The 17693-nt window shown below is 68.4% G+C and carries 15 protein-coding genes and 2 pseudogenes; 10 read left to right on the top strand and 7 right to left on the bottom strand.

Annotated features, from left to right (window positions below; genetic code table 11):
• Positions 1–138: 138 nt before the first annotated feature.
• From ACHMW8_RS03405 to ACHMW8_RS03385, 5 genes and pseudogenes are all read right to left on the bottom strand, one after another.
• Positions 139–672, bottom strand: a complete 534-nt coding sequence (locus tag ACHMW8_RS03405) for an RNA polymerase sigma factor (protein WP_395444749.1) — start codon at positions 670–672, stop codon at positions 139–141.
• A 31-nt stretch (positions 673–703) separates the two neighbouring features.
• Positions 704–2080 carry an efflux transporter outer membrane subunit gene (locus tag ACHMW8_RS03400; RefSeq protein WP_395444748.1) on the bottom strand — a complete coding sequence of 459 codons (1377 nt, stop codon included), beginning with the start codon at positions 2078–2080 and terminating at the stop codon, positions 704–706.
• A 3-nt stretch (positions 2081–2083) separates the two neighbouring features.
• Positions 2084–2832 (bottom strand): annotated as a pseudogene (locus tag ACHMW8_RS03395) (efflux RND transporter permease subunit).
• Between the two features lie 22 nt (positions 2833–2854).
• Positions 2855–5200: pseudogene (locus ACHMW8_RS03390) on the bottom strand (efflux RND transporter permease subunit); the annotation flags it as partial.
• A 4-nt stretch (positions 5201–5204) separates the two neighbouring features.
• Positions 5205–6326: an efflux RND transporter periplasmic adaptor subunit gene (locus tag ACHMW8_RS03385; RefSeq protein ID WP_395444747.1), complete on the bottom strand. Its 1122-nt coding sequence runs from the start codon at positions 6324–6326 to the stop codon at positions 5205–5207.
• Between the two features lie 168 nt (positions 6327–6494).
• Between ACHMW8_RS03385 and ACHMW8_RS03380 the strand changes: the two genes are divergently transcribed.
• From ACHMW8_RS03380 to ACHMW8_RS03370, 3 genes are read left to right on the top strand one after another with little or no spacing between them, the layout of a single operon-like run.
• A complete protein-coding gene (locus tag ACHMW8_RS03380; RefSeq protein WP_395444746.1) occupies positions 6495–7184 on the top strand; it encodes a response regulator in 690 nt (229 codons plus the stop codon).
• The gene (locus ACHMW8_RS03375) at positions 7181–7570 is read left to right on the top strand and encodes a hypothetical protein (protein ID WP_395444745.1); all 390 of its coding nucleotides are present in this window, start codon (positions 7181–7183) and stop codon (positions 7568–7570) included. Before ACHMW8_RS03380 ends, ACHMW8_RS03375 begins: the two co-directional genes overlap by 4 nt.
• Positions 7533–8237 carry an ATP-binding protein gene (locus tag ACHMW8_RS03370; RefSeq protein WP_395444744.1) on the top strand — a complete coding sequence of 235 codons (705 nt, stop codon included), beginning with the start codon at positions 7533–7535 and terminating at the stop codon, positions 8235–8237. The genes ACHMW8_RS03375 and ACHMW8_RS03370 overlap by 38 nt, the downstream gene beginning before the upstream one ends.
• 120 nt (positions 8238–8357) lie before the next feature.
• Here ACHMW8_RS03370 and ACHMW8_RS03365 read toward each other — a convergent pair whose 3' ends face one another.
• On the bottom strand, positions 8358–9362 hold the full coding sequence (locus tag ACHMW8_RS03365) for a LysR family transcriptional regulator (protein ID WP_395444743.1): 1005 nt from the start codon (positions 9360–9362) through the stop codon (positions 8358–8360).
• Positions 9363–9438: 76 nt separating this feature from the next.
• On the opposite strand from ACHMW8_RS03365, the gene ACHMW8_RS03360 reads away from it, so the two are divergent.
• Both ACHMW8_RS03360 and ACHMW8_RS03355 read left to right on the top strand, forming a co-directional pair.
• Positions 9439–9732 carry a nuclear transport factor 2 family protein gene (locus ACHMW8_RS03360; RefSeq protein ID WP_395444742.1) on the top strand — a complete coding sequence of 98 codons (294 nt, stop codon included), beginning with the start codon at positions 9439–9441 and terminating at the stop codon, positions 9730–9732.
• Positions 9729–10517 carry an SDR family oxidoreductase gene (locus ACHMW8_RS03355; protein WP_125155388.1) on the top strand — a complete coding sequence of 263 codons (789 nt, stop codon included), beginning with the start codon at positions 9729–9731 and terminating at the stop codon, positions 10515–10517. The genes ACHMW8_RS03360 and ACHMW8_RS03355 overlap by 4 nt, the downstream gene beginning before the upstream one ends.
• A 50-nt stretch (positions 10518–10567) precedes the next feature.
• Here ACHMW8_RS03355 and ACHMW8_RS03350 read toward each other — a convergent pair whose 3' ends face one another.
• Complete coding sequence (locus tag ACHMW8_RS03350; protein WP_125155389.1) at positions 10568–10993, bottom strand: Lrp/AsnC family transcriptional regulator; 426 nt, start codon at positions 10991–10993, stop codon at positions 10568–10570.
• Between the two features lie 138 nt (positions 10994–11131).
• Here ACHMW8_RS03350 and ACHMW8_RS03345 point away from each other — a divergent pair, with 138 nt between their 5' ends.
• The 5 genes from ACHMW8_RS03345 to ACHMW8_RS03325 all read left to right on the top strand — a co-directional run bounded on the left by ACHMW8_RS03345 (position 11132) and on the right by ACHMW8_RS03325 (position 17673).
• Complete coding sequence (locus ACHMW8_RS03345; protein ID WP_395445885.1) at positions 11132–12163, top strand: ornithine cyclodeaminase; 1032 nt, start codon at positions 11132–11134, stop codon at positions 12161–12163.
• Positions 12164–12415: 252 nt separating this feature from the next.
• Complete coding sequence (locus ACHMW8_RS03340) at positions 12416–12958, top strand: RNA polymerase sigma factor (protein WP_125155391.1); 543 nt, start codon at positions 12416–12418, stop codon at positions 12956–12958.
• Positions 12951–14000 (top strand): FecR family protein, encoded by a 1050-nt coding sequence (locus tag ACHMW8_RS03335; protein WP_395444741.1) that lies wholly within the window; start codon positions 12951–12953, stop codon positions 13998–14000. The genes ACHMW8_RS03340 and ACHMW8_RS03335 overlap by 8 nt, the downstream gene beginning before the upstream one ends.
• A gap of 209 nt (positions 14001–14209) precedes the next feature.
• Positions 14210–16558, top strand: coding sequence for a TonB-dependent receptor domain-containing protein (locus ACHMW8_RS03330; protein ID WP_395445884.1), 2349 nt, complete (start codon positions 14210–14212; stop codon positions 16556–16558).
• A 71-nt stretch (positions 16559–16629) separates the two neighbouring features.
• Entirely contained in the window at positions 16630–17673 is a 1044-nt protein-coding gene (locus ACHMW8_RS03325) for a hypothetical protein (protein ID WP_395444740.1), read from the top strand.
• Positions 17674–17693: the final 20 nt, after the last annotated feature.

The following is a 17693-nucleotide window of genomic DNA, read 5'->3' as shown; positions in this document are numbered from 1 at the left end:
CTCTGCGTCCGGCCTCGGCGGGGCCTCCGCCGGCCAGACACAGTCGCCGGGGCCGGCGTCCTCGTGCATGGGACGTCGCCTTTCAGACCGGCGATTTGGAGGTTCGTCTCGCCTCGGGCGACGTAGTCGATCAGGGCGTCATCGCCTGACTTTCGTGAGCAAGTGCTGGAGCGTTCGCGCCATGTGTTTCTCGACCGAGCTTCGCGAAATTCCGAGTTGCTCGGCTGTCTGAGCATGGGTCAGTCCATCGAACTTGTGCAGCCAGAAGACTTGCCGCGTCTTGGAGGGCAGGTCCGCCAGCGCCTGGGTCAATCGCTCTAGCCGCAAGCGAGCGTCCACCGCGGCCTCGGCGTCTGGTGCGTCCGTGATGTCGGCTCCGTCCAGGTTTGTGTGGCTTACGCGCCGCCAATCAGCGTCGCGGGCCTCGGAGCGTCGCCGAGCGCGGATGTGGTCCAGCAGCAAGTTCGACGCCAATCGGTAGAGATAGGCCGATGGATTCTCGATCGTCTCACCATCCACCCGCTGAACCTTGAGGAAGAGATCCTGCATCAGGTCCTCGACGTCCGCGCTCGCGCGGGTCCGAACGGAGAGAAAGCGACGCATGTCCTCGCGCCGCGCGAAGTAGGCGAGGACCAGGGCGTGCGTCGGGGGAGCGAGCGGATCGTCTTTCACGAGGCTTCAAGTTCGGCGGTTTACGGGATCGCTAGGTGGGCTCCAGACCGCCGCCGAGCGCGGCGTAGAGCGCGACCATGGCCGCGAGCTGGTCGTGTCTGAGCGACAGCAGCGCTTGGCGCGCCGCATAGTCGGTGCGCTGCGCGTCGAGCAGCTCTAGGCGACCGTCCAGGCCTGCGCGATAGCGTAGCTCCGAGAGTTGCAGGCGCCGCGCCGCGGCCTCGGCCACGCCCTCCTGGACATGGACCTGGTTGGCGAAAGTGGCCTGGGCCGCCAGGCCGTCGGCGACTTCCCGGAAGGCGACCTGGATCTGCCGTTCGTAGGCGGTCACCGCGAGCGACTTGCGCGCCTTGCTCAAGGCCACGGCGCCCCGCAATTGGCCGCTCCTGAAGATCGGCTGGGTGATCTGGGGGGCGAAGGACCATGCGCGGCTTGCGGGATCGAACACGGCGCCGAGATCCGAACTGGCGCCGCCGAGCGCGCCCGTCAGCGAGATCCTCGGCAGCAGGGCCGCGCGCGCGGCGCCGACATCGGCGTTGGCGGCGCGCAGCATGTGCTCGGCCTGCGCGATATCGGGTCGACGAACCAGCAGTTCGGCGGGAAGGCCGGGCTCCAGCTGGGTCGGAAGCGGCTGATCGGCCAGGGGAATGGGAGGCGGGAGCGGAGCCGGTTCGGGCGCGCCGACCACGAGCTCAAGAGCATTGCGGGCCCGGGCGAGGGTCCGACGACCGGCCTCGCGATCCGCTTCGGCTTGGCGCACCATGCCCTCGGCCTGGGCGACGTCGAGGCCGCTGGCCTGCGAGGCCGACTTTAGCCGCTGGGCGATGTCGAGCGATGCGCGCCAGTCCGACAGCGTGGCTTCGGTCAGCGCCAGCTGTTCCTCGGCCAGCCGCTCGTCGAGATAGGCCGTCGCGACGGCGGAAATCAGGGCGATCCGCGCGCTACGAGCGCCGGTCTCGCTAGCGAGATAACGTTCGTACGCGGCGTTGGACTGAGCGCGTAGGCGTCCGAACAAGTCCAGCTCAAACGCCGTCAGCCCGAGATTGGCCGCGAAGGCGTCCGTTCGTCCTTGGGTCGGCGAGCGCTCCTGCGTCCGCGCCAGGCTGGCTGCGATATCGGGCCCCAGGGCGGCGCGCGCGACGCCGCGTTCCGCGCGGGCGGCCTCGACGCTCAACAGGGCGGCCCGGAGATCGCGGCTCTGCTCCAGGGCCTGGCCGATGAGGGCTTGAAGCCTGGGATCGCCATAGACCTGCTTCCAGGCGAGTGATCTCGCCGCGGGGATATCCGCCGCCACCCCGCCCTGAAGCACGGGATAGGAAGCGGCCACCGGCGCCGCCGGAAGCTCCAGCCGAGGCGTGACCGAGCAGGCGCCCAGCAGCGCCGCGCTACAAAGGATCAGAGCACGCATGGATCAGCCCTCCGCCGAGGCGGCGTTGTGTCGTCTCGACAGGCGCTCCGCCGCGCCGACGACCACGACGAAGAAGACGGGAACCAGGACGATCGTCAGCAGGGTGCCGGTGACCATCCCACCGAACACACCCGTTCCGATGGCGTGCTGGGTTTCGGCGCTGGCGCCTGACGCGATGACCAGGGGAACCACCCCGAGGGCGAAGGCCAGGCTGGTCATCAGGATCGGACGCAGGCGAAGCTTGGCGGCATGGATGGCCGCTTCGGTCAGCCCCATGCCCTGGGCGCGACTGGCCTTGGCGAACTCGACGATCAGGATGGCGTTCTTGGCCGACAGGCCGATGATGGTGATCAGGCCAACCTTGAAGAAGACGTCGTTGGGCAGGCCTCGCAACAGCACCGCGGCCAGAGCGCCAATCAGGCCCAGCGGGATGGCCAGCATCACCGAAAGCGGGATCGACCAGCTCTCATAGAGGGCCGCCAGGACCAGGAAGACGACCAGCATCGACAGGGCGAGCAAGGCGGGGGCCTGGCGCCCGCCAGCTTCTCCTGCAGCGACTGCCCGGTCCACGCGACCGCGTAGCCCCCGGGAAGCTGGGCGGCCAGTCGCTCCATCTCGGCCATCGCCTGACCGCTCGAGACGCCGGGCGAGGCCGATCCGGTGAGGCGCACCGACGGATAGCCGTTGAAGCGGGTCATCTGGGCGGGCGCTGTGGTCCAGGCCGGAGTGACCACCTCGGACAGCGCGACCATCCCGCCGGAACTCGTTGCGGACATACAGCTTCAGCACGTCGCCGATCTGCATCCGGAACGGCGCGTCGGCCTGGACGATCACCTGCTGCAGGCGGCCGGCGTTGACGAAGTCGTTGACGTAGCTGGAACCCAGGGCGGTCGACAGGGTGTCGCCGATCGCCGCGAAAGAGACGCCAAGGGCCTGGGCCTTCTGTCGGTCGATATCCAGCCGCACCGTCGAGCCGGCCGGAAGGCCGTCGGGATAGACGCCGGTCACCAGCTTGCTTTGGGCCGCCAACTCCAGCAGGCGCGTCCGGGCCTTGATCAGCGCCTCGGGGCCGCGATTGGCGTGGTCCTGCAGCGCCAGGGTGAAGCCCGACGAGTTGCCCAGCTCGTCGATCGACGGCGGCATCATCGACATGACCTCGCCCTCGCGCTGGGTCTTCATGGCCTCGGTCGCGGCCTGGACCTCGCCGGCGCTGGTGGCGCCGTCACGGTTCTTCCAGTCCTTGAGCATCGTGAAGACGAGCGCGGCGTTGGGGCCCTGGCCCGAGAAGCTGAAGCCGGTGACGGCCTGGGTCGTCTCTATGGCGGGGCGCGTGCGGGCGTAGTGCTCGAAGCGCCCGACCGCTTCGCTGGTGCGCTGGGCCGTGGCGTCGGCCGGCAACTGGAACGAGGTCATGAAGTAGCCCTGGTCCTCCTCGGGAAGGAAGGCCGACGGCAGCACCAGGAAGGCGCCCGCCGTGACGGCGACGACGACGCCGAACGCGGCCATCGCGCGCCCTCCGCGGCGCAGCACCTTGCCCAGCAGGCGCTCGTAGCCGTCGGTCAGGCGGTCGAAGCGTTGGTCGAACCAGCCGAAGAAGCCCTTTTTCGGCGCGTGGGCGTCGATGGGCTTCAGCAAGGTCGCGCACAGGGCTGGCGTCAGGGACAGCGCCAGGAAGGCCGAGAACAGGATCGAGACGGCCATGGACAGCGTGAACTGGCGATAGATCGCGCCCACCGATCCGTCTGCCAGGGCCATGGGGATGAAGACCGCCGCCAGTACGGCGGTGATGCCGATGATCGCGCCGGTCATCTCCGACATGGCCTTGCGGGTCGCGTCCTTGGGCGAGAGGCCTTCGGTCGCCATGATCCGCTCGACCGCCTCGACCACGACGATGGCGTCGTCGACAATGATGCCGATCGCCAGCACCATGCCGAACATGGTCAGCACGTTGATCGAGAAGCCCGCCGCCAGCATCACCGTGAACGCGCCCATCAGGGCGATCGGCGCGACGATGGCGGGGATCAGGGTGTAGCGGATCTTCTGCAGGAACAGAAACATCACCAGGAACACCAGCGCCATGGCCTCGACCAGGGTCTGGACGACCTTCTCGATCGAGACGCGGACGAACGGCGCTGTGTTGAAGGGGATGGCCAACTGCATGCCGGGCGGCGCGGATTTCTGCAGCTCGTCGAGCCGGGTCTGGATCGCCGCCGCGGTCCGCACCGCGTTGCCGCCGGGCGACAGCTGAACCCCCAGCGCCGTCGCCGGCTGTCCGTTCTCGCGCGTGGCGAAATTGAAGTTCGCCGCGTTGAGCTCGATGCGGGCGACGTCGCCCAGGGTGACGCGCGAGCCGGCGGTGTTGGCGCGCAGCACGATGGCCTTGAACTGCTCGACGGTCCGCAATTGGCCGTCGGCCGTCAGCGGGACCGTGACGCGCTGGTCCTTGACCGTCGGCTCGCCGCCCAGGGCGCCCGGCGCGAGTTGCTGGTTCTGGGCCGCGATCGCCGCGGTGACGTCGCTCAGCGCGAGATTGAAGCCCGTCAGCTTATTGGGATCGACCCAGATGCGCATGGCGCGCTCGGAGCCGAACATCTGCACCCGGCCGACGCCCGGAACGCGCTTCAGCTCGTCGGCGATATTGCGCACCATGTAGTCGCTGAGCGCGACCTCGTCGTCGCGCCCGTCGACGCTGCGCAAACTGACCATCATCAGAAAGTTGGACGCCGCGCTTTCGACGCTGACCCCGGTCTGGCGCACGGTCTGGGGCAGGCGCGGCTCGATCGTCTTCAGGCGGTTCTGGACGTCGACCTGGGCCAGCTCCGGGTTCGTGCCCGGCTTGAAGGTGGCCGTGATAGAGGCCGAGCCCGACGTGTCGGTCGAGGACTCGAAATAGAGCAGGTTCTTGACGCTCGAGAGCTCCCGCTCGATTAGGCCGACGACCGAGTCGTTCATGGCCTGGGGCGTGGCCCCGGGATAGCTGGCGTAGATGCTGACCGTCGGCGGCGCCACGACCGGGTAGCGCGCCACGGGGAGGCGAGGGATCGCCATCAGGCCCGCCAGGACGATGGCGATGGCGATCACCCAGGCGAAGATCGGCCGCTCGATGAAGAACTTCGGCATGGGACTAACGCGCTCCGATCTGGAACGGGACGGTCTTGACCTGGGCGCCGGCCGTGACGCGGTCCTGTCCCTCGACGATGACGCGCTCTCCCGCTTTCAAGCCGCGAGTCACGACGTAGCGGCCGCCCACCACGTCCCCGACCTCGACGGCGCGGGTCTCGACGAGGCCCCTGGCGTTCACCAGGCTGACGATCGGCTTGCCGCCGCCATCGCGAAGCACCGCTTGCTGAGGCGCCAGGACGGCGCCCTGGATCGGCGCGCGCGGCAGACGGGCGCGGACGAACATGCCCGGCAGGAACGCGCGATCGGGATTATCGATCTGGACGCGCGCGATGGCGTCGCCGGTCGCGGGATCGACCGTGACGCCGGAGAACAGGATCCTGCCCTTGCGCGGGTATGGCGCGCCGGAGGGGGTGAGAATCTCCACCTCGCGGCCCGCGCCGCCGCCCGCCATGGCGCGGAGCGCTTCGAGGCGAGCCGACGGCTGACGGACGTCGACATAGACCCGGTCGATCTGCTGGACGGTGGCCATGGGACCCGCGCCGCCGGCGGCGACCAGGGCGCCCTCGGTCACCTGCGCTTCTCCGATCCGCCCGGAGATCGGGGCCTTCACGGTCGCGAAGCTCAGGTCTACGCCGCGGCGGCGCAGGGTCGCGCGCGCTTCCGCCAAATCAGCCTCGGCCTGGGCCTTGGCCCCCACCGCGTCGTCGTAGCTTTGGCGGCTGATCGCGTCGGACTCGACCAGCGGCGCCAGGCGCGAGACTTGCGCCTTGGCGCGGTCCGCCACGACGACCGCGCGCGAAAGCGCGGCCTGTGCGCCTTCGGCTTCCGCCTGATAGGGCGCGGGATCGATCTGGAACAGCGGCTGGCCCGCGTGGACCTCGCTTCCCTGGTCGAACAGCCGCCGTGTCACGACGCCGGACACCTGCGGGCGAATTTCCGCGGTGCGGAAGGCGACCACCCGACCCGGCAGGTCGTCCATCGGGATGACGGTCGCGACTTCCGCGGTCGCCACCGCTACTTCAGTCGGGGCGGGCGACGCGCCGACCTCGGCCTGACCGCAGGCGGCCAGGGTGGAGGCGCCGAGCAGGAGGGCGGCGGCGAGACGAATGTTACGGCGGTCCATGAAGAGGCAGGCTCCCGAGGCGCACCCTTTGGTGGCGCGGGGAGCCTATGCCCGAGCGCGGTTGCGCGATCGTGGAGGCCATGTTGCGACTTGGTGGAGGCTTCTGGCGCCGCCCGCGGAAGGATGATTAGTGCTCGACTGTCCGGTCGCGGCCGCATTGGAGACCCCGTGAACGCCCTGGTTCTGATCGTTGAAGACGAGCGCGAGATCGCGGAGATCCTCGTCGGGTATCTGGAGCGCGAGGGGCTCAGGACCGTCACGGCGCGCGATGGCCAGACGGCGGTCGAGCTGCATCAGGCGCTTCGCCCCGACCTCGTCCTGCTCGACGTAGGGCTGCCCAAGCTCGACGGCTGGGAGGTGCTGGCGCAGCTTCGTCGGCGGGGCGCGACGCCCGTGATCATGCTGACGGCCCTGGACCAGGATCTGGACAAGCTGCAGGCGCTTCGGATCGGGGCGGACGACTATGTCATCAAGCCTTTCAACCCGCTGGAGGTCGCCGCCCGCGCCAAGGCCGTGCTGCGCCGCGTCTCGGGCCGGGACGCGGCCTCGGTGGCGCGCGCGGGACCGCTTGATGTCGATCCCGTCAATCATACCGCCACGGTCAACGCGCCTGACGGGCCGCGCCGGCTCACCTTGACCCTCACCGAGTTCCGCCTCTTGCTTCACATGGCCCAGGCCCCGATGCGCCTCTATACGCGCGCCGAACTGCTGGACGCCTGCCTGTCGGGCGGAGACGCGCTGGAGCGGACCGTCGACAGCCATCTGAGCAAGCTGCGCAAGAAGCTCGAAGCCGCTGGCGCGCCAGGCATGCTCTCGAACGTCCGGGGCCTCGGCTATCGCCTCCTGGGGGGGCAATGAAAGCGCAGAGTCTATCGCAGCGCCTCAACCTGGCGGTCGTCGGCATCACCCTGGCGACCCTGGTCCTGAGCCTGATCTTCATTGCCGTCGGTTACGGGCTGCTCTTCGAGTTCGCTCCGAAGCTGGTGTCGGCCGAGGACGCCATCCTGCCCGCTCCCGTGGAATGGGGGATGTACTCGGTCTGTATCGTGCTGGGCAGCATCGCCGCGAGCGTGGTCGCGACGCGGGTCGCCCGACGGATGGTTGAGCCGCTCGAGACCCTGGCCGAAGCCGCGCGGCAGATCGCCAGCGGGAGACCTTTCGGCCAGAGCGATCTTGACCACTCCCGCGCCGACGGAAGCCAGCCAGATGATCGCCGACTTCAACGCCATGGCCGATCGGCTTGAGAAAGCCGTCGACGACATCGTCACCTGGAACAGCTTGATCGCCCACGAATTGCGGACGCCGGTCACGATCCTGAAAGGGCGTCTCCAGGGCCTCGCCGAGGGCGTCTTTCAGCCCGAGCCGGCGCTCCTGCAATCCCTTCACCACCAAGCCGACGCGTTGGCGCGGCTTGTCGAAGACCTGCGGGTCGTCAGCCTGCTAGACAGCGGCCGCCTGCAACTGAGACCCATCGAGATCGATCTGGCATCCGAGATCGAGGGGCTTGCGCGCCTTGTCGAACGCGACCTCGACAAGGCGGGCTTCGGATTGCGCATGACCCTCACGAGCGGCCGCTGCGTCGCCGACCCGGTCCGCTTGCGACAGGCGGTGCTGGCCCTTGTCGACAATGCGCTGAAATATGCGGAGCCCTGCGTTCTGGAAATCGCGACGCGGGTCACGGACGCCGATGTCGCGATCAGCGTCATCGATGAGGGACCGGGAATGCCAGAGGGCTTCTCAGAACGCGCTTTCGAGCCGTTTCGACGCGGGGACGACTTCGACATGAAGGCTGGATCAGGCCTCGGTCTAGCCGTGGTGCGCGGCATTGCCGGGGCCCACGGCGGTCAGGTGAGCTACGAGCGCCGAGACGGCCGTTCGGCCTTTACGATCACGCTGCCGAGAAGGGGCTAGGTTGGAAGGCGCGCGCACGGTGCCCACGGCCGCGCAAACTGTTTTAGCCGCCTGGCGCGAGGCTAGGTTACGCCCCCTGAACGTCGCCTTCCTGGAGGCGCGGCAACGTCACGTCCCAACCTATTGAGCGCTCCAGGCCTGGCTGGCGCCGCCGTACCGCCGCGCAAAATCAATAAACGCCTTGAACGCCGCGGTCGGGTTGCGTCGGCTCGGATAGTAGAGGCTCAACGGCGAGAGCGTGGGCGTCCAGTCCTCGAGCACGCGCACCAGGCGGCCCGCCTCAATGTCGTCCCGCACGTCGGACTCCATCGCCAGGGTGAGGCCAACGGAAGCAAGGGCGGCCGCGCGCGCAAGGCTGGCTTCGTCCAGGGTGATGGGGCCCTTGACGTCGATCTGGACCGATTGTCCATTCTTCTCGAACGGCCAGCGGTAGATCGCGCCATTGGGAAGTCGGACGCGTAGACAAGAATGCTCGGCGAGGTCTTGCGGGACCCTGGGCGTCCCATGCGCTTCCAGATAGTTTGGCGCGCCCACCACAACATTGCGCCGTCCGCGTCCCAACGGGAGCGCGATCATGTCGGCCGGCACAAGGTCCGCGCTGCGGACGCCGAGGTCGAAGCCGCCCGCGACGATGTCCACCAGGCGACCTTCGGTGACGATGTCGATGTGGACCTGAGGGTGCGCGCGCAGGAACGGCAGGACGAGCGAGGCGAAAATTTCCCGCGCCGCTGTCGGGAAGGCGTTGATGCGCAACGTGCCCGACGGCGTGGCCTGTTGAGCGCGCGCGACCTCCATCGCCTCATGAATATCGCGCACGGCGGGCGCGACTTGAGCGACGAACCGCTGACCCGCCTCGGTCAAGGAGACGCTTCGCGTCGTCCGGTTGAAAAGCCGTACGCCAAGCGTGCGCTCGAGCTTTCCGACCGCATTGCTGAGGGCGGTCGTTGAAACCCCCAGCTCAAGCGCAGCCGTCCGGAACTTACCCTTCCGGGCGACCATGATGACGGCGTCCAACTCCGTGAGACTGTTAAGGGCCATTGTCCGGATTTTCGTGATGAAGCATCCCGGATTGTCCTGATTATCCAGCGACTGTCCATCGCTACCTTGGTTGGCAAGCGCACTCACGGCCAACTCGGCCGCGACCGCGAAAGGCAGGACAGAACAAATGTCGCTCGAACTTCCATCCCCCATCGCCGCCTATGTGGCGGCGAACGCCCGCCTCGATGTGTCCGCCATGCTCGAGCCCTTCGCGGCCGACGCCCTCCTCACCGACAACGGCCGCGCCGTTCTGGGGCGCGCCGAACTCAGGCGGCTGTTCGAAGAGGAAGTCGTCGCCGTGAAGGCGATCTTCACGCCGGACACCGTTCGCCATGAAGACGGTCAGGTCGTCGTCGAGGGGCCCGCCCACGGCGACTTCAAGGGCAGCCCGATCCGCTTCACCTATCGCTTCACGCTCGAAGACGACGCCATCAAAGCTCTGGAGATCACGGCGTGACCCTCAAGACCGATCCGACCGAGTTCGCCGGCAAGCGCGTGCTCATCAGCGGCGGCACCAAGGGCTTGGGCCGCGCCACCGTCGAGCGCTTCCTGGCCGGCGGCGCCCGGGTGATCACCGCCGCCCGCGGGAGCCCCGAGCCGATCGACGGCGTCGAGTTCGTGCAGGCTGACCTGACGACGGCCGAGGGCGGGGAAAGCCTGGCCAAGGCGGCGCTCGAACGCCTGGGCGGCATCGACATCCTCGCTCACGTCATCGGTGGCTCCGCCACGCCCGGCGGCGGCTTCGTCGCCCTGACGGACGATCACTGGCTCTCCGAACTGAACCTGAACCTGCTGGCCACGGTCCGTCTTGATCGCCTGCTGATCCCGCAGATGATCGAGCGGGGCGGCGGCGCGGTGGTCCACGTCACCTCGATCCAGTCGGTCCTGCCGCTCCCCGAGGCGACCACGGCCTACGCGGCGGCCAAGGCCGCGCTCAGGACCTACAGCAAATCCATTTCAAAGGAACTGGGCCCGAAGGGCGTGCGGGTCAACGTCGTCTCGCCCGGCTGGATCATGACCGAGTCGACCGGGGTGTTTCTCAAGCGTCTCCAGGACGCCAACGGCGGAACGATCGAGGACGCGCGTCAGCTCGTCCTGCGCGGCCTTGGCGGGATTTCGATTGGTCGCGGGGCCGAACCCTTCGAGGTCGCCGATGTCATCGCCTATCTGGCCTCGGATCGCGCCGCCGCGATCCACGGCGCCGAGTTCGTCATAGATGGTGGGACGGTGCCGACCGTCTGATCTGTTCGATGGTCCACGCCCCGCGGTGGCTGGGCGTGGAGGCCATGACCTTACACGCTACTGAGCAACAGGCTGGTCTCGCTGTTCTGGACACCGGGAGTTTCGCGCACGTGGCGCAGGACGCGGTCGAAATCCTGCAGGCTGGCCGCGCGGATTTCGGCCACGAGATCCCAGGAACCATTGGTCGAGTGCAGCGAGTGCAGTTCGGGCAGGCCGCGCAGGCTGCGGATGACTGCGGTCGTCGACTTGCCCACGACCTCGATCATCATGATCGCCCGGATGGCGTCGTCTTCGGTGTCCTGGCGCACGCGGACCGTGAAGCCAAGCACAGTGCCGCTGTCGAGCAGGCGCGACAGGCGGTTCTCAACGGTCTGCCTGGACACGCCCAGCAGCAGGGCCAGTTTCGAGAGAGGCGCTCGACCATCTTCGCGCAGGGCGCTGATCAGCCGGCGATCGAGGTTATCAAAGATATGCATTGGCTAATTCACAAGAGCGATCATCAATTTCGCCAGAAATCTGGCAAAATGATAGGTGGTTTCGGCATCCCGTTCGATATCGGCTCGCAACTAGAATGCGGCCGACGCTTAACCGGAGGGACCGCCCCCGTGCTTTTCATGGATGTCGACGCCGTCGTGAACCTCGTCGATCGGATCGGCCTCGAGACGGTCCTGACCGAGATGGCGGGATATATCGAGGAGGACTACCAACGCTGGGGGGAGTTCGAGAAGTCGCCGCGTCTGGCGAGCCACTCCCCCGACGGCGTGATCGAGCTGATGCCGACCAGCGACGGCCAGGCGTTCGCCTTCAAGTACGTGAACGGCCACCCCGCCAATACCGCCAAGGGGCTGCAGACGGTTGTCGGCTTCGGCGTGCTGGCCTCGGTGAGCACCGGCTATCCGGAGCTGATCGCCGAGATGACCATAACCACGGCCCTGCGCACGGCGGCGACCTCGGCCATGGCCGCGCGGCACCTGGCGCGGGACGACGCCAGCACGATGGCGATCATCGGCCTGGGCGCGCAGTCCGAGTTCCAGGCTCACGCCTTCCGGGCCGTCCTGGGCGTGCGCCGGCTGCGGGTCTATGACGTGGATCCGTCCGCGACCCGCAAGTTCCTGGCCAACATGCGCGATCTCGGCTTCGAGATCACCGTGGCGCGATCGGCGGCCGAGGCGGTGCTGGGCGCCGACATCGTCACCACCGTCACCGCCGACAAGGCCCAGAACCACATCCTCTCCGACAACATGGTCGGCGCCGGCATGCACCTGAACGCCGTGGGCGGCGACTGTCCGGGCAAGACCGAGCTGGCCGCCGACATCCTGCGCCGGGGCGAGGTGTTCGTGGAATTCACGCCGCAGACGCGGATCGAGGGCGAGATCCAGCAGCTGGAGCCGGACTTCCCGGTCACCGAGCTGTGGCAGGTGATGTCGGGCAAGGCGCCGGGGCGTCGCGGCGCCGAGCAGATCACCATCTTCGACTCGGTCGGCTTCGCGATCGAGGACTTCTCGGCCCTGCGCTACCTGCGCGACCGCATGGTCGAGACCGGAGACGGGACGCGGCTGAACCTGCTGGCCGCGCCGACGGATCCGCGCGATCTCTTCGGCCTGCTGACGGCGCGCGAACACCCCGCGACGCCTGTCGCGGTCTAGGCGCGAGCGACCCAACCTCCGCGCGAAAGTGGCCGGCAAGGCTGCGTAGAGGATGGGCAGAAGGCGCCCGAGAATTCGGAAACTCTGGTTGCCAGACGGATGGACTTGCCCGAGGACTGGACGCAACGATCAGAATAAAGGGGATCGGCCGGGCGAGGAGGGACCCGCGTCGGAAACGACGGGCCCCGACCGCCGCGACGCACGCGGGGCGTCGCGTCCGGTTAGACCCTTGTCGGGGATGGCGTCGCGCCGATGAAGACGGACATCAGGGCATTGGAGACCAGGGCGGGGGGCGAGCGTCGGGCGCGCCTGTCGGACCTCGTCACGCGCCACCGCGAGACGGTTGTCCGCTATTTCCGGCGCAAGGGTCTGGACCCCGCCGCCGCCGAGGACGGCGCCCAGGAGACCTTCATCCGCATGAGCCGGGTCGATCCCGGTGACCTTGTAAGCCCAGAAGCCTATCTCTTCACGGTCGCCTCGAACGTCTTCCTCGAGCGCGGCCGCCGGGCCAGGACGCGACGCGAGGACCGGCATGTCCACATCGACACCGTCGAACTGATCGACAGCGAGCAGTCGCCCGCCCGCATCTTCGAGGGGCGGGAGGCCCTCGTCCGGCTGGCCAAGATCCTCGAGGAGCTGCCGGCGAGGACGAAGGAAGTTTTTCTGCTCAACCGAATGGACGGTCTGACCTACACTCAACTCGCGACGCGGTTTGGGGTCTCGGTAGGTACGATCGAAAAGCAGGTGAGCAGAGCGCTCGGCCACATCCGGGCGCGGATGGATCAGGATGCGTAAGCGCGGTTCGATATTCGACGGCGGGTTGAAGCCGCCCCAGGGACAGGGCGCGCGGGCCGCGCCCGACTGGGTCGCGCGCCTGGCCTCCGACCAGAGCACCCGCGAGGACGATCATCGACTGCGGCTGTGGCTGGAGGCCGACGCGGCCAATGGCGCGGCGTTCGACGCCCATGCCCGGGTGTTCAACGCTGTCGGCGACCTGGCCGACGATCCGGAGGCGCGCGCGATCCTGATGGGCGGCAAGGCCGCGCCCGTCAGGCGCGTCGATCGCCGGGCGCTGCTGGGCGGCGGGCTGGCGGCGGCCGCGGCGGCCGTCACGGCGGCGGTCATCGGTTCGGACGTGCTGGCGGAAAAGAGCTATCGCACCGAACCGGGCGAGCAGCGCCGGCTGCGTCTCGCCGACGGTTCGATCGTGATGCTCAACACCCGCTCCAAGCTGCGGGTGCGCTTCGACGGCGACGAGCGGCGGCTGTTTCTCGACTACGGTCAGGCCTGGTTCCAGGTCGCCAAGGACGCCCAGCGACCGTTCCGGGTGTTCGTCGGCGAGGACGAGGTCCGGGCCCTGGGCACGGCCTTCGATGTCCGCCGCGAAGGCGAGCGCGCGACGGTCACGCTGGAGGAGGGCAAGGTCGCCATCTTCCGTCAGGCCGGCAATCAGCCCCTGGGCCTCAAGCCGGGGGGCGCGACCTCCAAGCTGGTGGCGGGTCCTGTCGCGCCGGCCGTGATCCTGTCGCCCGGCGATGAGGCGCGTCTGGTTCCGGCCGCCGCCCCGGCTGTCGCCGCCGTCGATCTTGCCCATGTCCAGGCCTGGCGGACCGAACGGGTGATCCTGGAATCCACGCCGTTGGGCGAGGCCATCGAGGAGTTCAACCGCTATGGCGGTCCACAGCTGGTGCTGGGCGACAGCGATCTGGCGGCCATGCCGGTCAGCGGCGTCTTCCACACCGATCGTCCCAAGGCCTTCGCCGAGGCCATAGCCTCGTCCTTCCCGGTCAAGGCTCGCCCCGGCGATGGCGGCCAGATCGTTCTGACGCACCGCTGACGCCGGGGCGAAATTCCTCCGTCACAAAAAGTTCGAAAGGCGATGGGGGTAAAACCTCCCGGCTGCATCCCTGTCACTGAACGCTTGAGTTCGAGGGGGCAAGATGAAGACCATCGACCTACGGGGACTGCTGCTGGCGGGTTGCGCGGCTTTGGCCGTGACCGGCGGCGCGACGGCGGCGCAGGCGCAGGCGGCGCGGGACTACGCCGATTCAGCGGCAGGATCTGGCCTCGGCCCTGCGGGCCTATTCGCTGAAGAGCGGCCAGGACGTCGTCTACGACCCCAGCCTGGTGCGGGGCAGGACCTCTCCGGGCGCCAGCGGGCGACTGACCGACGAAGCCGCGCTGCAAGCGCTTCTGGCCGGCAGCCGCCTCTCGGCGCGGCGCACGCCCGCCGGCGGCCTGAGCATTGTGCCGGAAGGCGAGGCGGGACGCCCCCAGGCCGACGCCACCGGGGAGTTCTCGCCTCCGGCGGCGACGGTCGATGAGATCATCGTCACCGCCGGCAAGCGCGCCGAACGTCTGGGAGACCTGGCGGGCGGCGCCTCGGCCGTCACGGGTCAGCAGCTGAAGGCCGCCGGCGCTCAGAGCAACGCCGACTACCTCGGCCGCATTCCTGGCGTGGTCTTCAACGAAGGCACCTCGGGCCAGTCGGCGGTGACCATCCGCGGCGTCGGCGCTACGGCGGGGATCGACCAGGGACAGGGGCCAACCGGTTACTTCCTCAATGAAATCCCGCTGACCGAGCCCAGCTACGCCTCGGGCATTCCCGATGTCGACACGTTCGACCTGAACCGCGTCGAGGTGCTGCGGGGGCCGCAGGGCTCGCTGTTCGGTTCGGCCTCGCTGGGCGGGGCGATCAACTACATCGTCAACACCGCCGACGCTTCGGGCTTCGACGCCGCGACCGAGACGACGGTCCGCCACATCGCGCGCTCGGGCAAGGCCAGCTACGCGGTGAAGGGCATGGTCAACATCCCGATCATCCAGGACAAGCTGGCCGCCCGCCTGACCGGCTTCTCGCGCGAGGATGCCGGGTATATCAGGAACCTGGGCGCGGGCACGCGCAACAACCTGCAGGTCAATGGCGTGCGCGGCTCGTTGGTGTTCACCCCGACCGACCGCACGACCCTGTCGCTGCTGAGCCTGTATCAGAAGAACAAGTCCGACGAGATCGCCACGACGCAGAGCGCCTTCGGGCCTTATGCGCGCTCGACGATCCTGGCCGGTCCGACCGACTACGACTTCGAGATCCACTCGCTGCGGCTGGACCACAGGTTCGACTTCGCCAACCTGACCGTCCTGGCCTCGACCAATACCAAGGACCATGTGCTGGACAGCGACGTCACGCGCTCCAGCGCCCTGCGAACCTTCGCCCCGAAGGGGGTGCTGTCGCAGGAGATCATGCACACCAAGATGAAGACCATCGAGGCGCGGCTGGCCTCGGACGGCGACGGCCCGTTCAAGTGGCTGATCGGCGGCATGTATTCGGAGACCAACACCGACGTCGCCACCCTCAGCAGCCTGCCGACGGGCGCGGCGGTTTTGGCGTCGCGCTATAACGCCGCCCAGCTGCAGGGCGAGCTCTTCAACCGCACCTACAGTCACCGCGAGGGCGCCGAGAAGGCGCTGTTCGGCGAGGTCAGCTACGAGTTCATCCCCACCGTCACCGCCACGGTCGGCGGCCGTCTGTTCGACACCAAGTACTGGGTCGAGATCCAGCGCTACGGCATCAACTACGGCCTGACGGGCCAGACGGTGCCGCGCCGCAACGCCGGCGACGACGGCTTCGTGCCCAAGGTCTCGCTGGCCTGGCGCCCCAGCCGCGACCTGACGGTCTACGCCCTGGCCAGCGAGGGCTTCCGGTTCGGCAATCCGAACACGGTCGTGGATCTGCCCGGCTTCGACACGCCGGCGGCCTGGGCCTCGGACTCGCTGTGGAACTACGAGCTGGGCGCGCACAGCAGCTGGCTGGAAGGCCGCCTGCAGGTCGACGCCTCGGTCTACAACATCGACTGGAGCGACATTCAGGTCCGTCTGGTGCGCCCGGGCGACAATCTGACCTATGGAACCAATGCCGGTTCGGCCCGTATCCGCGGCGTGGAGCTGGCGGTGGTGGGGCGCCCGACCGCCGCCCTGACGTTGTCGTCGAACATCACCTATCTTGACGCCAAGCTGACCGAAACAGTGAGGACGGCCTCGCCGCCGCTGCTGGAGGGCACCCGACTGCCGGGCGACTCGCCCTGGCAGATCTCGAACCAGGCGAGCTACCGCTTCAGCGGGCCACTGACGCCGGTCCTGACCGTGTCGCACCGCTACCTGGCCAAGGCCCCGGAGACCCTGCAGGGACCCGACGTCAAGGTCGCCGGCTACAACCAGTTCGACGCTCGCCTGAATGTCAGCCTCGACAATGTCGACGTGGCCCTGTTCGCGACCAACCTCGCCAACAAGCGGGCGGTGGCTTTCGGCTACGGCCTGTCCAGCACTGGCACCGGCCTCAGCGAGTTCGTCATCCGCCCCCGCACCGTGGGCGTGACGTTGAACTGGAAGCTGCGGTAGCCGGTCCGTCCCGGCGCGTCGCCCACCCGTGGCGCGCCGGACCTTCTTCCTACAGGACATGAGGCGGGCGCATGGCCGGCGGACTTCGATTTGCATTGCTGCTGGCCGCGCTCGCCCTGCTGGGCGGCGCGCCTTTCGCCGCTTCGGCCGCGGAGCCGATCCGTCCCGCCGACATCATGGGCTTGACCGACGTGTCGGATCCGCAGCTGTCGCCAGACGGCAAGCTGGTCGCCTATGTGGTCATGCCCACCCTGTCGACCCAGCGGCCGTCGCGGTCGGCGATCTGGATCGCGCCGACGGATCGCAGCGCGCCGCCGCGCCGCCTGACGTCCGGCGCGCAGATCGAGAGCGCCCCGCGCTGGTCGAGCGACGGGCGCGAGATCGCCTTCCTGTCCAACCAGGCCGATCCGTCGGCGCCCACGATCGCCGCCCGGCAGCTGTGGGTCGCCCCTGTCGACGGCGGTCCGGCCAAGCGCCTGACGGCCTCGCCTACCGAAGTGCGCGCCTTCTCCCGTTCGGCTGACGGCAAGGCCGTCGCCTATGTCGCCGCCGACCCGAAGACCGACCAGCAGAAGGCTGATATCGCCGCCAAGCGGGACCAGATGATCATCGATGATAAGGGTGAGCTCGGGCGCCTCTGGTTGCTGGAGGCAGGGGGCCAGCCGCGCCGCATCGCCATCGAGGGCCGCGCCATCGCCGAGGCGCGCTGGTCGCCGGACGGCAAGCGGCTGTCGGCGCGGGTGGCCGACAGCACCGGGCTGAACGACTACTTCTATCATTCCGACGTCGTGCTCATCGACGCCGCCACCGGCGCCGTCCGCACCCTGATGCGCGAAGCCTCCGGTCCGGGAGAATGGTCGCCCGACGGCAAGCGCCTGGCCTTCGCCCAACTGCGTGAACAGTATGTCGGCCTTCGGGTCTGGATCGTCGATGTCGACGGCGACCGCAGGCTGAAGGTCGGCGAGGATCATCTCGGCCACCTGACGCGCCTGGAATGGGCCGCCGATGGTCGCTCGCTGCTGGCCCAGTCGTTCGAGGCCACGCGCTCCAGGCTGGTGCGGATCGACGCCAAGGATGGGAAGATCTCCCCCTGCTGGCCTTCGAGGGGCGACTGACCGGCTTCAGCGCCGAGAAC

It is taken from the genome of Caulobacter sp. UC70_42, assembly GCF_044056025.1.
Classification (GTDB): Bacteria; Pseudomonadota; Alphaproteobacteria; order Caulobacterales; family Caulobacteraceae; genus Caulobacter.
The sequence above is the reverse complement of the archived record's forward strand: the minus strand, read 5'-3'. Positions and strand labels throughout refer to the sequence as shown.

Coding starts and splice junctions, on each gene's coding strand:
- ACHMW8_RS03385 (WP_395444747.1), bottom strand. CDS start 6,326: ATGGACCGCCGTAACATTCGTCTCGCCGCCGCCCTCCTGCTCGGCGCC.
- ACHMW8_RS03335 (WP_395444741.1), top strand. CDS start 12,951: ATGCGTAAGCGCGGTTCGATATTCGACGGCGGGTTGAAGCCGCCCCAG.
- ACHMW8_RS03345 (WP_395445885.1), top strand. CDS start 11,132: ATGGATGTCGACGCCGTCGTGAACCTCGTCGATCGGATCGGCCTCGAG.
- ACHMW8_RS03340 (WP_125155391.1), top strand. CDS start 12,416: ATGAAGACGGACATCAGGGCATTGGAGACCAGGGCGGGGGGCGAGCGT.
- ACHMW8_RS03350 (WP_125155389.1), bottom strand. CDS start 10,993: ATGCATATCTTTGATAACCTCGATCGCCGGCTGATCAGCGCCCTGCGC.
- ACHMW8_RS03325 (WP_395444740.1), top strand. CDS start 16,630: ATGGCCGGCGGACTTCGATTTGCATTGCTGCTGGCCGCGCTCGCCCTG.
- ACHMW8_RS03400 (WP_395444748.1), bottom strand. CDS start 2,080: ATGCGTGCTCTGATCCTTTGTAGCGCGGCGCTGCTGGGCGCCTGCTCG.
- ACHMW8_RS03375 (WP_395444745.1), top strand. CDS start 7,181: ATGAAAGCGCAGAGTCTATCGCAGCGCCTCAACCTGGCGGTCGTCGGC.
- ACHMW8_RS03370 (WP_395444744.1), top strand. CDS start 7,533: ATGATCGCCGACTTCAACGCCATGGCCGATCGGCTTGAGAAAGCCGTC.